This is a genomic window from Klebsiella quasivariicola (assembly GCF_002269255.1).
Taxonomy (GTDB): domain Bacteria; phylum Pseudomonadota; class Gammaproteobacteria; order Enterobacterales; family Enterobacteriaceae; genus Klebsiella; species Klebsiella quasivariicola.
The window spans coordinates 4,516,524-4,535,671 of sequence record NZ_CP022823.1 but is presented as its reverse complement, the minus strand read 5'-3'; the positions used below and the strand labels follow the sequence as shown (position 1 = coordinate 4,535,671).

General features: G+C 63.1%; 21 protein-coding genes. 1 reads left to right on the top strand and 20 read right to left on the bottom strand.

Features of this window, described 5'->3' with window-relative positions; translation table 11 throughout:
- Positions 1-92: 92 nt before the first annotated feature.
- The 6 genes from folK to thpR all read right to left on the bottom strand — a co-directional run bounded on the left by folK (position 93) and on the right by thpR (position 4,837).
- Positions 93-572 carry a 2-amino-4-hydroxy-6-hydroxymethyldihydropteridine diphosphokinase gene (folK, locus tag B8P98_RS22925; protein ID WP_025714104.1) on the bottom strand — a complete coding sequence of 160 codons (480 nt, stop codon included), beginning with the start codon at positions 570-572 and terminating at the stop codon, positions 93-95.
- Positions 569-1,963 (bottom strand): polynucleotide adenylyltransferase PcnB, encoded by a 1,395-nt coding sequence (gene pcnB / locus B8P98_RS22920; protein ID WP_071993306.1) that lies wholly within the window; start codon positions 1,961-1,963, stop codon positions 569-571. The genes folK and pcnB overlap by 4 nt, the downstream gene beginning before the upstream one ends.
- 62 nt (positions 1,964-2,025) lie before the next feature.
- Positions 2,026-2,907, bottom strand: coding sequence for a tRNA glutamyl-Q(34) synthetase GluQRS (gene gluQRS / locus B8P98_RS22915; protein WP_087805070.1), 882 nt, complete (start codon positions 2,905-2,907; stop codon positions 2,026-2,028).
- A gap of 59 nt (positions 2,908-2,966) precedes the next feature.
- The gene (gene dksA / locus B8P98_RS22910; protein ID WP_002888845.1) at positions 2,967-3,422 is read right to left on the bottom strand and encodes an RNA polymerase-binding protein DksA; all 456 of its coding nucleotides are present in this window, start codon (positions 3,420-3,422) and stop codon (positions 2,967-2,969) included.
- Positions 3,423-3,584: 162 nt separating this feature from the next.
- Positions 3,585-4,301 (bottom strand): DNA/RNA nuclease SfsA, encoded by a 717-nt coding sequence (gene sfsA / locus B8P98_RS22905; protein ID WP_087805068.1) that lies wholly within the window; start codon positions 4,299-4,301, stop codon positions 3,585-3,587.
- Complete coding sequence (gene thpR / locus B8P98_RS22900; RefSeq protein WP_087805066.1) at positions 4,301-4,837, bottom strand: RNA 2',3'-cyclic phosphodiesterase; 537 nt, start codon at positions 4,835-4,837, stop codon at positions 4,301-4,303. Before thpR ends, sfsA begins: the two co-directional genes overlap by 1 nt.
- 72 nt (positions 4,838-4,909) lie before the next feature.
- On the opposite strand from thpR, the gene hrpB reads away from it, so the two are divergent.
- Positions 4,910-7,339 (top strand): ATP-dependent helicase HrpB, encoded by a 2,430-nt coding sequence (gene hrpB, locus B8P98_RS22895; RefSeq protein ID WP_095033432.1) that lies wholly within the window; start codon positions 4,910-4,912, stop codon positions 7,337-7,339.
- A 47-nt stretch (positions 7,340-7,386) separates the two neighbouring features.
- Here hrpB and B8P98_RS22890 read toward each other — a convergent pair whose 3' ends face one another.
- The 14 genes from B8P98_RS22890 to B8P98_RS31190 are packed head-to-tail and all read right to left on the bottom strand — an operon-like array spanning position 7,387 to position 19,130.
- On the bottom strand, positions 7,387-8,187 hold the full coding sequence (locus tag B8P98_RS22890) for a prepilin peptidase (RefSeq protein WP_087805062.1): 801 nt from the start codon (positions 8,185-8,187) through the stop codon (positions 7,387-7,389).
- Positions 8,184-8,930, bottom strand: a complete 747-nt coding sequence (locus B8P98_RS22885; protein WP_025714373.1) for a type II secretion system protein N — start codon at positions 8,928-8,930, stop codon at positions 8,184-8,186. Before B8P98_RS22885 ends, B8P98_RS22890 begins: the two co-directional genes overlap by 4 nt.
- The gene (locus tag B8P98_RS22880) at positions 8,920-9,405 is read right to left on the bottom strand and encodes a type II secretion system protein M (RefSeq protein ID WP_025714374.1); all 486 of its coding nucleotides are present in this window, start codon (positions 9,403-9,405) and stop codon (positions 8,920-8,922) included. The genes B8P98_RS22885 and B8P98_RS22880 overlap by 11 nt, the downstream gene beginning before the upstream one ends.
- Positions 9,398-10,594 carry a type II secretion system protein GspL gene (gene gspL, locus B8P98_RS22875; protein WP_025714375.1) on the bottom strand — a complete coding sequence of 399 codons (1,197 nt, stop codon included), beginning with the start codon at positions 10,592-10,594 and terminating at the stop codon, positions 9,398-9,400. Before gspL ends, B8P98_RS22880 begins: the two co-directional genes overlap by 8 nt.
- The gene (gene gspK, locus B8P98_RS22870) at positions 10,587-11,567 is read right to left on the bottom strand and encodes a type II secretion system minor pseudopilin GspK (protein ID WP_025714376.1); all 981 of its coding nucleotides are present in this window, start codon (positions 11,565-11,567) and stop codon (positions 10,587-10,589) included. Before gspK ends, gspL begins: the two co-directional genes overlap by 8 nt.
- Positions 11,564-12,160, bottom strand: a complete 597-nt coding sequence (gspJ, locus tag B8P98_RS22865) for a type II secretion system minor pseudopilin GspJ (protein ID WP_087805058.1) — start codon at positions 12,158-12,160, stop codon at positions 11,564-11,566. The genes gspK and gspJ overlap by 4 nt, the downstream gene beginning before the upstream one ends.
- The gene (gene gspI / locus B8P98_RS22860; RefSeq protein WP_002889025.1) at positions 12,157-12,522 is read right to left on the bottom strand and encodes a type II secretion system minor pseudopilin GspI; all 366 of its coding nucleotides are present in this window, start codon (positions 12,520-12,522) and stop codon (positions 12,157-12,159) included. Before gspI ends, gspJ begins: the two co-directional genes overlap by 4 nt.
- On the bottom strand, positions 12,519-13,034 hold the full coding sequence (gspH, locus tag B8P98_RS22855; protein ID WP_087805056.1) for a type II secretion system minor pseudopilin GspH: 516 nt from the start codon (positions 13,032-13,034) through the stop codon (positions 12,519-12,521). Before gspH ends, gspI begins: the two co-directional genes overlap by 4 nt.
- A complete protein-coding gene (gene gspG, locus B8P98_RS22850) occupies positions 13,034-13,456 on the bottom strand; it encodes a type II secretion system major pseudopilin GspG (protein ID WP_087805054.1) in 423 nt (140 codons plus the stop codon). The genes gspH and gspG overlap by 1 nt, the downstream gene beginning before the upstream one ends.
- A gap of 20 nt (positions 13,457-13,476) precedes the next feature.
- A complete protein-coding gene (gene gspF, locus B8P98_RS22845; protein WP_025714380.1) occupies positions 13,477-14,691 on the bottom strand; it encodes a type II secretion system inner membrane protein GspF in 1,215 nt (404 codons plus the stop codon).
- 1 nt (position 14,692) lies between these two features.
- The gene (gene gspE, locus B8P98_RS22840; protein ID WP_080897873.1) at positions 14,693-16,186 is read right to left on the bottom strand and encodes a type II secretion system ATPase GspE; all 1,494 of its coding nucleotides are present in this window, start codon (positions 16,184-16,186) and stop codon (positions 14,693-14,695) included.
- Positions 16,183-18,156, bottom strand: a complete 1,974-nt coding sequence (gene pulD / locus B8P98_RS22835; protein WP_087805051.1) for a GspD family T2SS secretin variant PulD — start codon at positions 18,154-18,156, stop codon at positions 16,183-16,185. The genes gspE and pulD overlap by 4 nt, the downstream gene beginning before the upstream one ends.
- 9 nt (positions 18,157-18,165) lie before the next feature.
- Positions 18,166-19,008, bottom strand: coding sequence for a type II secretion system protein GspC (gene gspC / locus B8P98_RS22830; RefSeq protein ID WP_087805050.1), 843 nt, complete (start codon positions 19,006-19,008; stop codon positions 18,166-18,168).
- A 2-nt stretch (positions 19,009-19,010) separates the two neighbouring features.
- Positions 19,011-19,130 (bottom strand): hypothetical protein, encoded by a 120-nt coding sequence (locus tag B8P98_RS31190; protein ID WP_042929856.1) that lies wholly within the window; start codon positions 19,128-19,130, stop codon positions 19,011-19,013.
- Positions 19,131-19,148: the final 18 nt, after the last annotated feature.

Below are 19,148 nucleotides of genomic sequence, written 5' to 3'. Positions count from 1 at the left end.
TAACCGGCATTCTAACAGCAGCATTCAGAGGGGCAATGATTTTGGGCAACCGATTACGACGATCGCCGCAAATGCTAAAAAAGGCGAGGGGATTACCAGCTGGCGGGCTTTTCCGCGCCGAGATTATCCAGCACGGCGCGCAGCGCCAGGCCGTCAGGAAAACGGAGGTCAGGAGCGATCTCAAACAGCGGCCAGAGCATAAAGCCGCGGTTTTTCATATCGTAGTGCGGAACGGTCAGGCGCTCGCTGTTGATGACCGCGTCGCCAAACAGCATGATGTCGAGGTCGAGCGTACGCGGCCCCCAGCGTTCGGCTTTACGCACTCGTCCCTGCTGCAGCTCGATGCGCTGAGTGTGATCGAGCAGCGCGTCAGGGGTCAGCGTAGTGTCCAGCGCAACGGCAGCGTTGAGATAGTCCGGCTGATCCTGCGGGCCCAGCGGCGGCGTGCGGTAGAACGAAGAGACGTTTACCACGCGGCTGTGCGGAATATCGCCAAGCGCGTGGATAGCCGCTTGTACCTGCTCCAGGGGAGAAGCAAGGTTACTGCCAAGGGCGATATAGACCAGGGTCATGCGTTACCCTGGCGCGGCGCGCGCTTGCGCGGACGACGGTGGCGACGGCGCGGCGCCGGATCGTCCCCGAGGTCGTTGAGCATATCTTTTTGCGCCGGCGGCGCGGCGACCTGGAATTCGCCCCACCATTTGGTCAGGCGCTGCAGTTCGTGGTTGTTCTCGGCGCCTGCGCGCAGCTCCAGCAGGTCATAGGCGGCGCGGAATTTCGGATGCTCCATCAGCTTCCAGGCGCGTTTGCCCTGGCGACGGGACATGCGCAGCTGCAGCTGCCAGATATCACGAATAAGGGTGGTGATGCGCTTAGGGATCGCCAGCGTGCGGCAGGCTTCATCCAGCACATCGTTCATCGCCAGGGCAAAGGCGTCGTAGTACGCCAGACCGCTCTCCTGGGCGATTTTCTGCGCCGTTTCCAGCAGCGGATACCAGAACATCACTGCGAAGAGGAAAGCCGGGTTGACGCGCATGTCGTTATGAATGCGGGTATCGGTATTCTTCAGCACCTGGCTGATGATCCGCTCCATCGGGCTGTCGCCGCGCTCGGTAAAGTAGCGGGTGATGGTTGGGAACAGCGGCTGGAACAGGTTGTATTCCCGCAGCAGCATGTAGGTCTGGTAGCCATACCCGGCCTGCAGCAGCTTGAGCACCTCCTCGAACAGACGTGCCGGTGGCACGTCGTGGAGCAGGGCGGCCAGGCGCGGCAGCGGTTCAGCCGTTTCCGGGCTGATGGTCATATTCAGCTTGGCGGCAAAGCGCACGGCGCGCAGCATCCGCACCGGATCCTCACGATAACGGGTTTCCGGATTGCCGATCAGGCGGATCACGCCATCCTGCAGGTCCTTCATACCGCCGACGTAGTCGCGGACGGTAAAGTCCGCCACGCTGTAATAGAGGCTGTTGATGGTGAAGTCGCGACGCTGGGCATCTTCCTCGATCGAGCCGAAGATGTTATCGCGCAGCAGCATGCCGTTCTGGCCCCGCTGGGAGGTGACGCGATCGGTGGTGTGCCCTTCGTGATGGCCACGGAAGGTGGCGACCTCAATAATTTCCGGCCCGAACATGACATGCGCCAGGCGGAAACGTCGCCCAACCAGACGGCAGTTGCGGAACAGCTTGCGTACCTGATCCGGCGTGGCGTTGGTGGTGACGTCAAAATCTTTTGGCTTTTTGCCAAGCAGCAGGTCGCGGACGCCGCCGCCGACCAGCCAGGATTCGTAGCCCGCCTTGTTGAGGCGGTACATGACCTTGAGGGCGTTTTCACTGATATCTTTGCGGGAAATAGCATGCTGCTCACGCGGGATCACCGTCATAGGCGTTGGTTCGACGGCGGCTTCTGCCTCGCGCTCCTCACGGCTTAGCACCTTACGGCAAAAATTAGCGACTCGGGTAAAAATGGTGCACCTCGTAGTGTCAGACGGACTTCAGATCAACTGTACAGTGTAAAAATAGCGGCTAATCATAGCTCAGCGGGAGCCATTTGAGAATGCTCGATTTTCGCCGGCTGCCAGTTGGCGACGGCCTGGGCGAGTAAATCGTCGATGCTCAGGGCCTGCCACTCCCCGGGGATTGCCTGATTCAGAAAGCGGAGCGCCCGGACGATTTCGGGGCGTGGATCGCCTTCCGGCAGCGCCGGCGCGTGGTTTTGTTTAGAGAGTTTATTCCCGTCAGCATTGAGAGCCAGCGGCAGATGGAGATAGTCCGGGGCCTGCCAGCCAAAATGCTGATACAGCGAAATCTGCCGCACCGTCGGCTCAATCAGATCGGCGCCGCGAACGATCTCGGTGATCCCCTGGAAGTGGTCATCGACCACCACCGCCAGATTATAGGCAAACAGCCCGTCGCGACGGTGGATAATAAAATCCTCCCGCGCCAGCGGCTCATTGGCGACGAGCGTGCCGCGCAGGCGGTCGCTAAACTGCAGCACCGGGCGAGTCTGGCGCAGGCGCAGCGCGGCGTTTTCCGCCCCCAGCCCAAGGTCGCGGCAGTGACCATCGTAAATCCCGCCGACGGCGTGGATCCGCGCACGGGTGCAGGTGCAGTAGTAGCTCAGCCCCTGCTCGCCCAGCCACGCCAGCGCCTCGCGGTAGGCCTCGTGCCGTTGCGACTGCCAGAGCACGTCGCCATCCCAGTGCAGGCCATAGTGGTCAAGTTGGCGCAGGATGGTATCGGCGGCCCCGGGGACTTCGCGCGGTGGATCGATATCTTCAATACGAACACGCCAGATACCCTGGTTCGCGCGGGCTTGCAGGTAGCTGCCGAGCGCGGCAATCAGAGAGCCGAAGTGGAGTTCACCGGAGGGGGAGGGAGCAAAGCGCCCTATATAGTGTGAGTCAGTCATGGTACGGACAACAGAACCAGGCGGGAGAGACTCCCGCCAGAGAGTGAGGCAGCAGGGGATTAGCCCGCCATCTGTTTTTCGCGAATTTCCGCCAGGGTTTTGCAGTCAATGCACAGATCCGCTGTCGGACGCGCTTCCAGACGGCGAATGCCGATCTCCACGCCGCAGGATTCGCAGTAGCCGAAGTCTTCGTCTTCAACTTTTTTCAGCGTTTTCTCGATCTTTTTGATCAGTTTACGTTCGCGGTCGCGGTTACGCAGTTCCAGGCTGAACTCTTCTTCCTGGGCGGCACGGTCTACCGGGTCCGGGAAGTTAGCTGCTTCATCCTGCATGTGCGATACGGTGCGATCCACTTCATCCCTGAGTTGATTACGCCATGCTTCAAGAATACGCTTGAAGTGCGCCAGCTGGGCTTCGTTCATATACTCTTCGCCCGGTTTCTCTTGGTACGGCTCCACCCCAGCGATGGCGAGAATACTCAGGGACGATGTTTTACGGTTTTGCCCTTCTTGCATGTTGCTTCTCCTTAACACGCACTATCGATCCCCATGTGGGGGAAAATCAGGCCGCTATAAATAGCAGATGCTTTTCCGGATAGCAATTATCTAAACGTTACACTTGACAACCCTGTGAAGAAAAGCGTATTCGCGCTTGCGACCCGAACACTATTTAGCCACTTATTTACCGGGGTTTAACACCACGGCGATCGGCTTATTCAGAGTCATCCTCGTCGTAGAAAGTTCCGCTTTCCAGGCGAGAATTTCCACCCCCTTGTCCTGGGCTTCTGTTAACAGCTGTGCGTATCTGGCATCAATATGATGCGCGGGAGAAAAACGGTCAATTGCCGAATGCAGGATGGCAAATAAAATCACCGCGCGGTCGCCATTCGCCGCGACGGCCATCAGCTCCCGCAGGTGCTTCTGGCCGCGCGTGGTCACTGCATCGGGGAAATAACCGTATTCTTTCTCCGCCAACGTAACCGATTTCACTTCAATATAGCAGTTTTGTCGGTCATCTGCCTGTAACATAATATCGATACGGCTATTTTCTTCGCCATATTTCACTTCGCTTTTCAGCTGGTTATAGCCTGAAAGTTCAGGAATTATCCCGGCAGAAATCGCCTCTTTCGCCAGCGAATTTGCGCGCAGCGTATTGACGCAAATAATCGCGCCTTGCTGCGTTTCAGTTAATTCCCAGGTGTGGGCATATTTGCGCTTCGCATTGGCCGAGGTGGAATACCAGACGGTGTCGCCCGGGGCGGCGCAACCGGTCATTGCCCCGGTATTCGGGCAGTGGAGCGTCAGCTCGCGACCATCGGGGGTGACCACGTCAGCAAGAAATCGTTTGTAACGTTTAAGCAAAATGGCGGGCTGCAACGGCGGATCAAACTGCATCAACTTTCCTTATCAAACGGATAACGTTCCAGCGCCGTGTAGCGCGTGCGCCCGCGGCTAAAGCTGGACTCAAACAGCACGAACTCGTTCACCGGAAACGTCCAGCGAAAGCCGGGAGCCGGGATCGGCACCGCCTGGCGGGCGTCGCGCCACAGGGTAATATGCGGGTGAAACGGCTGCGGGCTCTGGTAGCAGCCGCTGCGCGCCGCCTGAGCGCGCAGCATGCTGGCGAGCTGCAGCAGGCCGCGCGGCGGCTGACGGGTTCCGAGCCACACCACCCGCGAGCGCAGCCACTGTCCGGCATCGTCCAGCGTCAGGGTAAAGCCCGGCTGACGCAGGCGGCCGGCAAGGGCGGCCAGCGCCCGCTGTTTTTCCGCGCTCACCTCGCCGAGAAACGCCAGCGTCAGATGAAGATTATCCGCCGCGATGGGCCTGCCGGCATCTTCGGGGAAGTGCGTTGCCCGCCACTGGACAATCTGCTTCTGGACGACAGACGGCAGTTCAAGCGCAAAAAACAGCCTTTTCGGCTCAGACATGATAGAGACTCGGTAATGAATTAGGGGGATGCTACAATGCGAGCCCCTGAATGTTAACCCCCGGAGCCTTTTGTGTCCTCATTGCCGGTTGCCGCTGTCCTCCCAGAACTGTTATCCGCCCTGCAGCATGCGCCGCAGGTTTTGCTCAATGCGCCGACCGGCGCCGGGAAATCGACCTGGCTGCCGCTGCAGATCCTCGCCGAGGGCCACATCGCGGGACGCATTATCCTGCTGGAGCCGAGGCGCCTGGCGGCGCGTAATGTCGCGCAGCGGCTGGCTGAATTACTTGGCGAAAAGGCGGGGGAGACCGTGGGTTACCGCATGCGCGCCGAAACCTGCGTCGGGCCGCAGACCCGCCTGGAGGTGGTTACGGAGGGGATCCTGACGCGCATGATCCAGCGCGATCCAGAGCTGGCGGGCGTGGGGCTGGTGATCCTCGATGAGTTTCACGAGCGCAGCCTGCAGGCGGATCTGGCCCTGGCCCTGCTGCTCGACGTCCAGCAGGGGTTACGTGACGATCTCAAGCTGCTGATTATGTCGGCGACCCTCGATAACGATCGCCTGCAGCGTCTGCTGCCTGACGCGCCGGTGGTGGTCTCGGAGGGGCGCGCTTATCCGGTGGAGCGTCGCTTCAGCCCGCTCTCCGCGCACCAGCGTTTTGATGAGGCGGTGGCGGTCGCGGCGGCGGATCTCCTGCGGCAGGAACCGGGGTCGATGCTGCTGTTTCTGCCCGGCGTCGGCGAGATCCAGCGCGTTCAGGAACAGCTGACGGAGCGCGTGGCGGAGGATGTCATTCTCTGCCCGCTGTATGGCGCGTTGCCCTTAAGCGAGCAGCGCAAAGCGATCCTTCCGGCGCCAGCCGGAAAGCGCAAAGTGGTGCTGGCCACCAACATTGCCGAGACCAGTCTGACCATCGAGGGGATCCGCCTGGTGGTCGACAGCGCCCAGGAGCGGGTCGCCCGCTTCGACCCGCGCACCGGGCTGACCCGGCTGGTGACGCAGCGCATCAGCCAGGCATCAATGACGCAGCGCGCCGGGCGCGCCGGACGCCTCTCCCCGGGGATCTGCCTGCATTTGCTCGGCAAAGAACAGGCCGAACGGGCGGCGGCGCAGAGCGAACCGGAGATCCTGCACAGCGATCTGTCGGCGCTGCTGCTGGAGCTGCTGCAGTGGGGCTGCCACGATCCGGCCGCCCTGGCCTGGCTGGATCAACCGCCGGCGGTCAACCTGGCCGCTGCGCGCCGCCTGCTGGAGGCGCTGTCGGCGCTGGACGGCGAGCGGCTGTCGGCGTTTGGCCGCAAAATGGCGACCCTTGGCAACGAGCCGCGGCTGGCGGCGATGCTGGCCGCTGCGCAGACCGATGACGAGGCGGCGACAGCGGCCAGGCTGGCGGCGATCCTCGAGGAGCCGCCGCGCGGCGGGCTGGTGGATCTGGGCGCTGTCTTTTCCCGCCAGCAGGCCAACTGGCAGCAGCGGGCGCAGCAGCTGATGAAGCGTCTGGCCCGCCGCGGCGGCCAGCCCGATGCCGGAGAAATGGCGGCGCTGCTGGCGTCGGCCTTCGCCGATCGCATCGCTCGTCGCCGCGGCCAGGAGGGGCGCTACCAGCTGGCGAACGGCATGGGCGCGATGCTGGACGCCGACGACGCGCTCGGCCGCCACGAGTGGCTGATCGCTCCGCTGCTGCTGCAGGGCAGCGCCTCGCCGGATGCCCGCATGCTGCTGGCTCTGCCGGTGGATATCGGCGAGCTGATCGCCGCCCGTCCCGAGCTGGCGCAGCGTTCCGACACGGTGGAGTGGGATGAGGCCCAGGGTACCCTGAAAGCCTGGCGGCGGACGGTAATAGGCCAGCTGGTGATCAAGACCCAGCCGCTGGCGAAGCCCTCTGAGGCGGAGCTGCATCAGGCGATGCTCAACGGTATTCGTGAGAAAGGCCTCGGGGTGCTTAACTGGACGCCAGAGGCCGAGCAGCTGCGCCTGCGGCTGCACTGCGCGGCGCAGTGGCTGCCGGAAGAGGCATGGCCCGCGGTGGATGACGCTTCGCTACTGGCTTCGCTGGAGGCATGGCTGTTGCCGCAGATGAACGGCGTCCATTCCCTGCGGGCGCTGAAGGCGCTGGATCTGCGTCAGGCGCTCCAGGACTGGCTGCCGTGGCCGCTGCGCCAGAAGCTGGATCGCGAGCTGCCGACGCACTATACCGTGCCGACCGGCAGTCGTCTGGCGATCCGCTACCATGCGGAAAACCCGCCGGCGCTGGCGGTGCGTATGCAGGAGATGTTCGGCGAAGCCACGAACCCGGTGATCGCCGAGGGGCGAGTGCCGCTGGTGCTGGAGCTGCTGTCGCCCGCCCAGCGTCCACTGCAGATCACCCGCGACCTGAGCGCCTTCTGGCAGGGGAGCTACCGTGAGGTGCAGAAAGAGATGAAGGGACGCTACCCGAAACACGTCTGGCCGGACGATCCGGCCAACACCGCCCCGACCCGCCGTAGCAAAAAATATTCGTAGCCGCCGCTGCCGGGCGGTATCCTGCCCGGCCAGTCGGCTCGTAAACGCTAGACCATCTGCTGCCAGAGAAAAGTGCCCCCTCCCGCCAGCGCCAGCCAGGGGCCAAAGGCCAGCGGCTGCTGTAGCGACTGCCGGGTCCACAGGCGTTGCAGCAGGGTCCATACCAGCCCGCTGGCCGAAGCGAGCAACAGCACCTGCGGCAGAACCTGCCAGCCGCACCAGGCGCCCAGCGCCGCCAGCAGCTTAAAATCGCCATAGCCCAGCGCCTCTTTCCCGGTCAGCAGGCGGAACAGCCAGTACACCGACCACAGCGCCAGATAACCGGCCATCGCCCCGGCGACCGCCTCCGGCAGGGCAATGTACACCTCGTTAAGATTGAACAGCAGCCCGGCCCACAGCAGGGGCAGCGTCAGACGGTCGGGCAGCAGCTGGGTCCGGGCGTCAATCCGCGCCAGTATCAGCAGGAACGAGAGTAGCACCAGCCCGCCCGCCAGCGGCAGGCCCGGCGCGAGCAATGCCCCGGCGAGCATAAACAACAGGCCGGTGGCCAGCTCGGTCAGCGGATAGCTCCACGCGATGCTCGCCTGACAGCAGCGGGCGCGACGGCCCAGCCAGAAGAAGCTGAGCAGCGGGATATTGTCCCGCCAGGCGATCGGCTGGCGGCACTGCGGGCAGGATGATCCCGGGGTGCTGAGGGTTATCCGCTCATCGTCCGCGGTCTGGGTCAGCATGCGCGGCAGACGATAGATCACCACATTGTAAAAGCTGCCCAGCGCCAGACCGAACAGCAGCAGGAAGCCATACCAGACAAGGGGGAAGTGCAGCGATAATGCGGCTAATGTCGTCATTTTTGCTCCTGGTGTAACCATTTTCCCTGTAGCTGCCACGGCGTCGGGCCCGGGGCGTTATTCCCTGTCGGGCGCGTGACCAGCAGTGCCAGCAGCGGCGGCATCCCCTGCCGGGGCTGCAGCGTACCGCGAAACAGATAGCGGCCATCGGGCGACAGGGTTCCCTGGCCGCTGAGGCTCAGCTGATGAGAGTCCTGACGGAGGGTCAGCGCCACGGCGCCGTCTGCCGTGCAGCGGAAGGTGCCATTAACCTGAGCCAGCTCCAGGCTGCCGACCGGGGAGTGCAGTCGGGCCTGCCGCCACAGCGCGCCACCGGCGGTAATTTGCCGACAGCGCCCGTCACTGAACCGCCCTTCGGTGAGGGTGAAGGTGACTTCCCCATCCGCGCTGACCGGCATCGTTGGCATCAACCAGCGGCTGAGCAGGCTGGCGGGAGCGGTGAGCCGCCCCTCCTGCAGGCTCAGTTCGCGCAGGCCCCACAGCCGGGCCTGGCCTTCCACCCCGCGCGGATCGCTGAGCGCGATCTGCCAGCCAGCCAGGGTCAGCGACCACGCCAGTCGTTCAAGCCGTTCGCCATGCCAGTAGATCGGCTGCGCCTCGCCGCGCCAGACGCTGCCGCTGAGGTGGCCCACCTGAACGCCGGGCGGCAGCATGGGGGTCAGCAGGCGCGCCGGAGCCGTGGCGGCGAGCCACAACAGATAGAGCACCAGCAGCAGTCCACCGGCGATCGCTTTAGCTTTCATCGTCGCGCTCCAGCAGCAGATGGTTGACCGTGACCCAGCCGGGCCGCGACGGCTGCCCGGTCACGGACAGCGAAACCGCGTTGACGCCGCGCATCGCCGGGGCGTCCAGCCAGTCGATCAGCGCCTGGAAGGTACAGGGCTGGAGGGTGACCTGCAGACGTTTTCCCTGCGGCTGCAGGCGGACGACGGCCAGCCCGTGGCTCGCCGCCTCGCGCATCACCAGCGCGGTGAGGGCCTCTTTTGCCGCAGGCGTGGGCTGCTGGCTGAGCTGCTGCAGGCGCGGAGCCTGCTCCGTCATCCAGCGCAGGCTGGCCTGTTCTTTCACCAGGGTTTGCCGCCACTGCGCCTCGCGGGCTCGCCAGGGCTGCCACAGTCCATACCAGAGGGCGCAGACCACCAGCAGCCCCGCGAGGCACAGCAGCAGGCGCTGCTCGGACGGTGTGCGCTGCCGCCACCAGATAAGCAGATTAGCCATCGATTTCCTCCAGCGTCAGTTGTCCTTCAATGCCATCCGGTTTCGTGATCATGTCGCCCGGCCGGACGCGAAACCGCGGCTGCGCCCGCTGGGTAAACTGCTCCAGCGCCCGGGAAGAGACCGCGGCGATTTCCAGCTGCAGACGGTTGCCCGCGGCATCCCAGCTCAGCGCCCGCAGACGGATCCCTGGCGTGTCGCTGAGGATGTTTTGCAAGGCGCTGAGGCGATCGACAAGGGGGGCGTGATGCGCCTGACGGGCCAGAGCCTGCAGGTGCTGCTGCATCTGCAGTCGCGGATTAATTACCTTTTTCTCCGCCGGAAACCAGTGGCGATAGAAGGCCCGGCTGGCCTGCTGCGCCGCCTCGGCCTGGCGCGCCAGATCGAGATGGTCCAGCACGCTGTTTGTCCCCACCAGCAGCGCCAGAGCCAGCGCAGCATACCGCGCCGGACGCCAGCTCGCCTGCGCCAGCCGCCGCCGCCGGAGAGCGAACTCCCCCTGCAGCAGACTGAGCTTCAGCGCCGCCGGATGGCGTGCGGCAAGGGTCAGCAATGTCTGCGCAGGTTGCGCCCGCCAGACGCCCGGCGCTGCGGGCGGCGGTGAATAGCTGTCGATGACTGGTTCTTCCGCCTCGCTCTGCAGCAGCTCCGCCAGCCAGGGACTTTCCGCCGCCATGCCGCTCCATGGCTGGTGGCGGATCAGCCACTGCTCGTCCGCCTGCACCGCGCTCCACGCCGGCGGATGCCAGGGCAGGGCCAGCACGTCGGGCGTCAACGCCAGGAGCCTTAAGGAGAGCGACTCGCAGCGGGCCAGCCAGTCGTGCATTTTTTGCCGCTGTACGGCGACGATCTCACACTGGGCCTGCTGGCGGTGGAGCAGAGCAAAATGAGTGGCTTCGACATCGTCGGCCAGTTGCTCTTCCAGCAGAAACGGGGCGACCTGCAGCGGCGGTTTACGCAGGCCCGCTGGCAGGGTGAGCGAGTGAAACGCGCAGTCGCTGGCCGGGATCAGCACCCAGGCAGGGTAATGCGCCGCCAGCGCCGGGAAAGGGCTGGCGTCGTCAGCCGGCCACCGGCCGCTGGCCTCGTGGTGCGGCTCGCCGGGGGCAAAGAGTTGCCAGTGCAGCGGCGCCTGCGTAGCGGCGAGGCGCACGATCAGCATGGCCTGGGGAGAAGCGTTAATCTTATTCATCGACCACCATAGAGAGTCCATATCGCCGCTGGACGACGGTAAAGGTGCGCCCCGATTGTTGCAGGACGCTGTGCAGCTGAAAGCGGAGATTGCCGGTCACCACGGTAAAGGCGGCGATAAAGCGTGTGCTGTGCACCGTCAGCCAGGGACGGGCAAGCGTGGTATCGGTTTTCTGCAGCGTCGGCTGCGCGAGAAAGGCGGCGACGCTGCTCCACCCGGTTCGCGGGCGGTTGTGCAGCAGCTGTTGCGCCTCCTGCAGCGTCAGATCGCCGGGAAAGAGGGCCACCAGCAGGGCAGCCTGGGAGGGGCGCAGGGTGTTGATATTGACCTGCAGCGCGTCATCCGGCTGGACGCAGACGAAGGGGAGCAGGCGCTGGTAGAGCGCGGCGTCCATACCGGCCAGCAGGCGCAGCTCACTGACATCCTGCATCGGCTGGTTGGCGGCGAGATAGCCCGGGGTTTGCGCCATATAGACCTCGTCCTCCGCCCCGTTCAGCCGCGGCAGGCCGTCGCTGTCCGTCCAGTCACCGAGGGCGGCGGCGATCTGGCTGGCGCGCAGCGGCGGCTCGCCGAGCAGCGTCAGCAGCCGGACGAAGACGTCGGTCGGGTAGGGCGTTCCGTCGCCAGCCTCGTCCGCGCGATGGTCAATGGCATTGAGGTTGAAGCAGGCGTGCCCGTCGCGGATCGTCGCGCGGATTTCGCCATCGTCGAGGGTAAAACGGCGCCCCTCCTGCGCCCAGCTTTGCGCCAGGTTCGTTTGACTGGGTGAGTCCAGCGCATCGCGTTGCAGCAGCGCGGCGGCCATATTTTCCGCCGCCAGGGCGTACCATCTGGCCTGCAAATTATCGAGGGTCACGGCGGTATGCTGATACATGACCGCGGTGCGCTCGGTCATGGCGCTGGCGAGGATCATCATCAGGGCTAGGATGAACAGCACCATCAGGAGCGCGACGCCGCGTTGCCGATTTTTCACTGGCTGCCTCCCGGGGTGAGTAAAAACAGGCGGGTTATCTCCCCGCTTTTCGCCAGCGTCAGGGTGATCTCCAGCCCCTGGGGCAGCGTCTGCGAGCGGTCCCAGGTCTCCTGCCAGCGCCCGTCGGCGTAAAACCGCAGGCGAAACGCCGTCACCTCGCGCAGCAGCACCCGGACCGTCGGCTGGCTGCCGGTCAGCGGATCCTGTTGATCGAAGCTCAGCCGTTCAAGCTGCTGCTGGCGCAGACGGTAGCTGACGTTCTGGATCTCCGAGCGCGGCAGGATCCCCAGCGGGTTTGGCCAGCCGCTGCGGCTGAAGGCCAGCCCCCAGTCGTCGCTCTGCAACTGGAAACGTCCGGCGAAGAAAAGCGTGTCGCTGTTTCTGGCGCGACGGGGAATGATGTGCGTGACATCGTCGGCGATCTGGCGAAAGGCGCGCTGGAGGGCGGCGATCTGCTGGCTCTTCTCGCGGGTCAGGCCATCGGCGCGGATGACGTTCTGCAGCACCATCACGGCGGCGGCGCTAAGGACGGCGAGGATAGCCAGCGCCAGCAGCGTTTCAATCAGGGTGAAACCGCGCATTTTCGTTATCATGGCGGCGTCACCCAGGTGCGCAGGGTCGCCAGCGGCGCGGGATCGCTTTTTTGCCGTCGGACCTCCACGTCCAGCGCCCGCAATTGCGGCAGCGCGGTTTCCACCCCTTGCCAGCGAACGAACCAGCGCGTCCCGGCGGCCTCCACGGTGGTTTCGGACCAGCTAAGAGCAGGCCAGCGTTTCTCCAGCCGCAGCTGCACCAGCTGATTATCCGCCAGCCAGCTGGCGAGGATTTTTTCTTCCATACGCCCAAGCTGGCGCGTTTGCTGCAGGGTGGACTGCATCACTGCCAGGCCGGCGAGGGCGAAAATCACCAGCGCGACCATTACTTCGATAAGCGTCATCCCGGCCTCACGTTTCATGGCTGCTCCCGCGCCGCCAGCGGCTGGCTGTCGCCCTGGGCGTCGACGTTGATGCCCGTCGCGGCGTCAATCCGCAGCTGAAACGGCGTGACTTCGCCGCCGGGAAAGATGATCACGTCGGGCTGCTCGCCCGGATCCCACGCCTGGCCATCGGGAAAGCGCAGCGTCAGCCTGGCCCGCGGGAGGCTTTCCGCTGTGGCGACGCGCCCGGCCTGCAGCGGCAGCCACTGCGCGTTGCCCCAGCGGTCGTCGGCCGCCGCCGGAGCGCCTTCATCGGCAGGCTGCAGGCGCATAAACTGCCAGCGGTCAGGGTGGATGACGATCCCGAAAAGCTGGCCGGTTTGCTGCCCGCGCTCGCGGACAAAATCCAGCTGCGCCTGAAAGCGCGCCAGGATCTGCGTGGCCTCCTGGGTGCGGGCGGAGGGGAACGCCAGCAGCACCATGCTGGCGCTGACGCCGATCAGCAGCAGAACCAGCATCATCTCAAGGAGCGTGAAACCGCGCTGAGGCACTATTTCTTCCCGAGCGTCCAGTTGCCGATGTCGTCATTGGTGTCAGGCATCCCGTCAGGACCGACGCTGAAGACATCGATGGCGCCATGCTGACCGGGGCTTAACAGCTGATACTCATTTCCCCACGGGTCCTGCGGCAGACGTCGGATATAGCCGCCTTCCGGATAATTGCGCGCGTGCGGCTCGGCGGTCGGGGCGGTCACCAGCGCCTGCAGCCCCTGCTCGGTGTTCGGATAGCGGCTGTTGTCGAGTTTATACATGTCCAGCGCCCCCTCGAGCGCCACCAGATCGCTGACCACCTTCTGGCGATCTGCTTTCTCTTTGTTGCCCATCAGGTTAGGCACCACCAGGCTGGCGAGGATGCCGAGAATGACGATCCCCACCATAATTTCCAGTAACGTGAAACCGCGTTGCCGTTGCATAGTTTTCTCCATTAATACAATCACATACTCATAAGGGTGTTCAGTTGCAGGATCGGCTGCAGGATGGCCAGCACGATAAACAGCACCATGCCGGCCATGGTGACCACCAGCAGGGGTTCAAACAGACTGAGGGCCATCTGGATCTGCGCGCTCAGCTCCCGGTCCTGGTTCTCCGCTGCGCGCTCCAGCATCGCGGTCAGCTCACCGCTCTGCTCGCCGCTGGCGATCATGTAGCGCATCATCGGGGGAAACAGGGCGGTGGCCTCCAGCGCGCGATGCAGGCTGACGCCTTCGCGTACCGATTCGCTGGCCGTTTCCAGCTGGCTGCGCGCCCAGGCGTTGCTGAGGACGCCGGCGCTGATGCGCATTGACAGCAGCAGCGGCACCGCGCTGGCATTGAGAATGCTTAAGGTGCGGGCGTAGCGCGCACTGTTGACGCTGCGCGCCACGCGCCCGATGACCGGCAGGCGCAGCAGCGCCCGGTCCCAGGCGAGCCGCCGGGCGGGCTGGCGCAGCAGATAGCGTAACGTCAGCAGCGCCAGCAGCGACAGCAGCACCAGCCAGGGCCCCGCGCTGCGTACGATATCGCTCAGGCTCATCAGCAGCCGGGTGGAGAACGGCAGGGCCTGTTTCAGATGCACAAACTGCTCAACGACTTTCGGCACCACGGTGGAGAGCAGAATGGCGATCACGCTGATGGCGACCAGCGTCAGCACGATGGGGTAGATCATCGCCTGCAGCAGGCGGGCGCGAAGCTGCTGGCGCTGCTCGGTATAATCCGCCAGCCGGTTAAGCACGCCGTCGAGATGACCGGAGGTTTCGCCGGCCGCCACCATGGCGCAGAACAGGCCGTCGAAGCAGGTGGGATAGCCGCGCATCGCCTCCGCCAGCGAGTGGCCTTCGAGCACTTTGCCGCGCACCCCGGCCATTAACGTTCTCAACGCCGCCTTTTCACACTGTTGGGCGACGGCATCAAGCGCCTTTTCCAGCGGAATGCCGGCCGCCACCAGGGTGGCCAGCTGGCGGGTGAGCAGGGCTAAATCACCGGCGCTGGTGCGCCGGGTGAGCAACTCGCCGCGCCACAGTCGCCGCGCCGGATCGGCGGCCGTCAGCTCCAGCGCCAGCCAGCCCTTGTCGCGCAGCAGCTGGCGGGCGTGGCGGGCGGAGTCGGCCTGTTGAACGCCGCGGCGGGTTTTGCCTTGCGCGTCCAGCGCCTGATAACGAAACAGGGCCATCTCAGTCGTTTTCCGCCGTTTGCTGTTCGGTGACCCGCATCACCTCCTCCCAGCTGGTGATCCCCGCCAGCGCTTTGTCGCGCCCGGCATGGCGCAGGGTCTGCCAGGTTGGCCCCAGCTGCTGGATCAGGGTGATCTCGTTCTCGCCGCGGTGGATGGCGGCACGCACGCGATCGTCGATTAGCAGCAGCTCATGAATGCCGGTACGCCCGCGATAGCCGGTGAAATTACACTGGGCGCAGCCTGTTGGCTGCCACAGCGGCGTGCCGGTCGGGACCGCCATCTGCCGGGCGGTGTCGGCATCCGCCTGCCTGGGCTGACGACAGTGCGGGCACAGTTGGCGCACCAGCCGCTGCGACATTACCGCCAGCAGCGATGTGGAGAGTAAAAAAGGCTCCACGCCCATATCCTGCAGACGGGAAATAGCGCCCAGCGCGCTGTTGGTGTGCAGGGTCGACAGCACCAGGTGCCCGGTCAGTGAGGCCTGAACGGCAATCTGGGCGGTTTCGCCATCGCGGATTTCCCCTACCAGCACCACGTCGGGGTCCTGGCGCAGTATGGCGCGCAGACCGCGGGCGAAGGTCATCTCGACTTTGGCGTTGACCTGGGTCTGGCCGATGCCCTCCAGCTCATACTCCACCGGATCTTCAATGGTCATAATGTTGCGCTCCCGGGCGTCGAGGCGGCTGAGGGCGGCGTAGAGCGTCGTGCTTTTCCCGGATCCGGTCGGACCGGTGACCAGAATGATGCCGTGCGGACGGGCGATCAGCGTGTCGACCCGATCGAGCAGGGCGGGCGGCATACCCAGCGTCAGCAGATCCAGGTTGACGCTGTTTTTGTCCAGCAGGCGCAGCACCACGCGTTCGCCGTGGCTGGAGGGCAGGGTGGAGACGCGCACGTCGATCGCCCGGCCGCCGATGCGCAGCGCCATGCGACCATCCTGAGGGACCCGCTTTTCGGCGATATCCAGGCTGGCCATCACCTTGATGCGCGAAATTAACAGCGCGGCCAGCCGCCGCTGCGGGCGCAGAATTTCGCGCAGCACGCCGTCGACGCGAAAGCGGATCTGCAGATGGCGCTCGTAGGTTTCGATATGGATATCTGAGGCTTTCTCTTTGATGGCCTCGGTGAGCATGGCGTTGATCAGGCGGATGATCGGCGCATCGTCCTCGCTGTCGAGCAGATCGTCGGTGTCCGGCAGCTCTTCGGCGAGGGTATAGAGGTCGAGTTCATTGCCGATGTCAGCCATCATGCGGTGCGCTTCCGCCGAGTCGCGCTGATAGCTGAGCACCAGCACTTTCTCGAATGCCTCCGGCGCCAGACGGCTGACGTTCATTGGACCGTCCGCCAGGCGGCGCGCCTCCAGCAGCGCCCGGGCGGTGGTATCGGGGCGGCACAGCGCTTCGCAGCGTTCGCCGTCGCTGAGCAGCACAAGATGGTGCGCACGGGCCCAGGCAAAAGGCAGCAGCGGACGGCGTTCGGCGGCTGGCGTCATGGGCGGCCTCCGAGGTTAAAAGCGTCAATGGCGGCGCTGACCTGGCGGAAGGCCTGGGTCTCCTGTTGCGGATAGATATGCAGCAGGTCGTTGCTGAGCGACGCTTCGTTGCTGTCCTTACCCCGCTGTTTGGTTTGCGCATTGTTGAAGGCGGTGTACTGGCCGGAAGAGGCCTGGCGGTACTCATCGCGATCGCGAATGATCGTCGGGCGGATAAACAGCATCAGATTGCGTTTCGACACTTTCTTGCTCTCGGAGCGGAACAGGGCGCCGATCAGCGGGATGTCGCCGAGCAGCGGCACTTTGTCGGCGGTATCGGTGACGCTTTTATCCAGCAACCCGCCAACCACCACCGTTTCGCCGCTGCCGACCAGTACGGCGTTATTCACCGTCCGGGTATTGAAGGTCGCGCCAAGATCGCTGCTGGTGCTGGAGGCCGAGTCGGCGACGCTCGACACCTCCTGCTCAATCTCCAGCAGTACCGCATCGCCTTCGTTTATTTGCGGCTTCACTTTCAGCTTAATGCCGACGGTTTTACGTTCGACGGTATTGAAGATGTTGTCGCCGGAGGTGGTTTGCGAGCCGGTTAATACCGGAACTTCCTGGCCGACGTTAAACGTGGCTTGCATGTTGTCGAGGGTGACGATGCTGGGGGTGGCCAGAATATCGTTCTTGGTACTGCTGGAGAGGGCGGTCAGCAGCATCGCCCAGTTCCCCTGATAGAAGCCGGCGGCGATACCGTTAAACGAGCCGAGGGCGCTGGCCAGCGAGCTGCTGATGGTACCGTCTTTGTTGTACTGGTTGGCGCCGGCGATAGCCGTCGATATCGGCAAACCGCTGTTGGTGAACTGCGTCATGCCGGCGTTCTTATTGGCCCACTGAATACCGAGGTTAAGGCCGTCGGCATCCTGCACTTCGGCGATAATCGCCTCTACCAGTACCTGTGGGCGGCGGATATCCAGCTGGGCGATCACCCGCTCGAGATCGTTCATGACGTCCGGCGCCGCGGTGACGATCAGGGCGTTGGTCTGGCCGTGGGCTTTGATAATGATGTTTTTGTCGATTGCGGCTACCGGTTTGGCGCTTTGCTTATCGCTCTGCAGCGAGCTGCTGATCCCGGTCAGAACTTCCACCAGATCGGCGGCTTTGGCGTACTTCAGGTAGATCACTTTGGTGTTGCCCTGCACCGCCTGCTGGCGGTCGAGCTGTTTGATCATGGCGATGATGCGCTGGCGCGAGTTCGGTTCGCCGCTCACCAGTACCGCGTTGGTGCGCTCATCGGCCACCACGTTCGCCACCATCGAACCCGGCAGCGCCGACTTACTGGTGTCTTTATTGAGCTCGGTAACCAGTTTGACCACCTCCGCGGCGGAGGCCCAGGAGAGGGGAACGGTGACCACGCTGCGATCCCCGGCGTTGTCGACGCGCTCGACAATGGTCAGCAGGCGTTTGATCACCGCCGCGCGGCCGGTCATCAGCAGTACGTTGGAGGGCTCATAATGGACCACGCTGCCGGCGCCAGCGTTATCGTTCAGCTGGCGGAGCAGCGGCGCCAGATCGCGGGCGGCGACGTTAGTCAGAGGTACCACCCGGGTGACGACCTCATCGCCTTCGCCGGGTGCGGCCGCGCTGGCGACCGGAACGGCTGAGGTTTTAGCATCTTTGGCACGTACCACTTTTAGCACGCCGTTATTCATATTAATCACGGCGAAACCATATACATCCAGTACGCTGAGGAAGAATTGATAATATTGATCTTCATTAAGCATATCGTAACTGCGTACGGTGATGGTGCCGCGTACGCTGGGATCGATAATCACCGTTTTATTCAGGTTTTTGCTGACGGTATTGATAAATTCCTGAATATCGGTGCCTTTAAAACTGGCGGAAAATTCCTCTGCGACGACCGGGCTAAATATAAGTGGTGTTAATACCAGCAGCACAGGCAGCATTTTCCGCAGGCGTTTCATGGTTGGCAATTATTCATCCCCCAGCGCGAAAGCAATATCGTGTCGTTGGCCTTCTCGCTCAACGGTTAGCGTTATTTCGGTCAGTTCGGCCAGGTGTTGCATCGCCTGTTGCGCTTGTTCCTGGTCGCGTAAATCAATGCCATTTAAGGCAATGGCTAAATCATTTTCCTGCAGGCCGGCCTGGCGAAACAGTGAGGCATCTTTGCCTGGGTTTAGGCGATAGCCTTGCAGTTTGTCGCCACTGAGCACGGGCGAAATAGATAAATAAGTGAGGATATTTTGTGGCTGCTCGCGAAGTCGCTTCACGAGGGGAGGACTGGCCACCGCGGCGGCTGACGGCGGCGCCGCGCGGCTGTCGTTAAATAATAAAATGGCCTCCTGGCGCCCCTGATAGTTGACGATAATCCGGTCGGGCAGAATGGCGGCGATCCGCGCATCATATCCCGGGGTGGTATCGCCGACGCTAAGGCTAACTTGCTGTTTTCCTTTCTCAATAATGGCGATAGAACGTGCCGGATTGCTGCTGGCGAGCAGGCCGGTAAGGCGTAACTTCAGACTGGAAACCGGCACCTGATTGAGGTCGGTAGCCTCCGCTGGCGCCGGGATATTTTTTGCCGCCAGACCAAACAGGGTAAATACGGGGCGCACGCTTTTTAATTCCGCTTCTGCCCCTGGAGAAGCAGTTAGTGGCAGGGCGGAAATATCCTCAGGACTGACAGGGAATACCACGCGCCAGGTTAATTTGGCCAGCTGCGGAATGGTAGTTATTAATATGATGAGTGTCACAATTTGAGGTAATAATTTAATTATCCCCTTATTTATATTTGTTAACCTCATCACAGAAATTGGCATCTTTATTCCTTTGCAAATTTATTTTTCTGCACGCTGACGTCATACCCTACCGAAACAGGTAGGTGATTATTGGCTTTTGAATTATTTATTGCCGGAGAATGGCGATAAGCGTGGCGAATCATAATCAGTTTGCGGTTTCC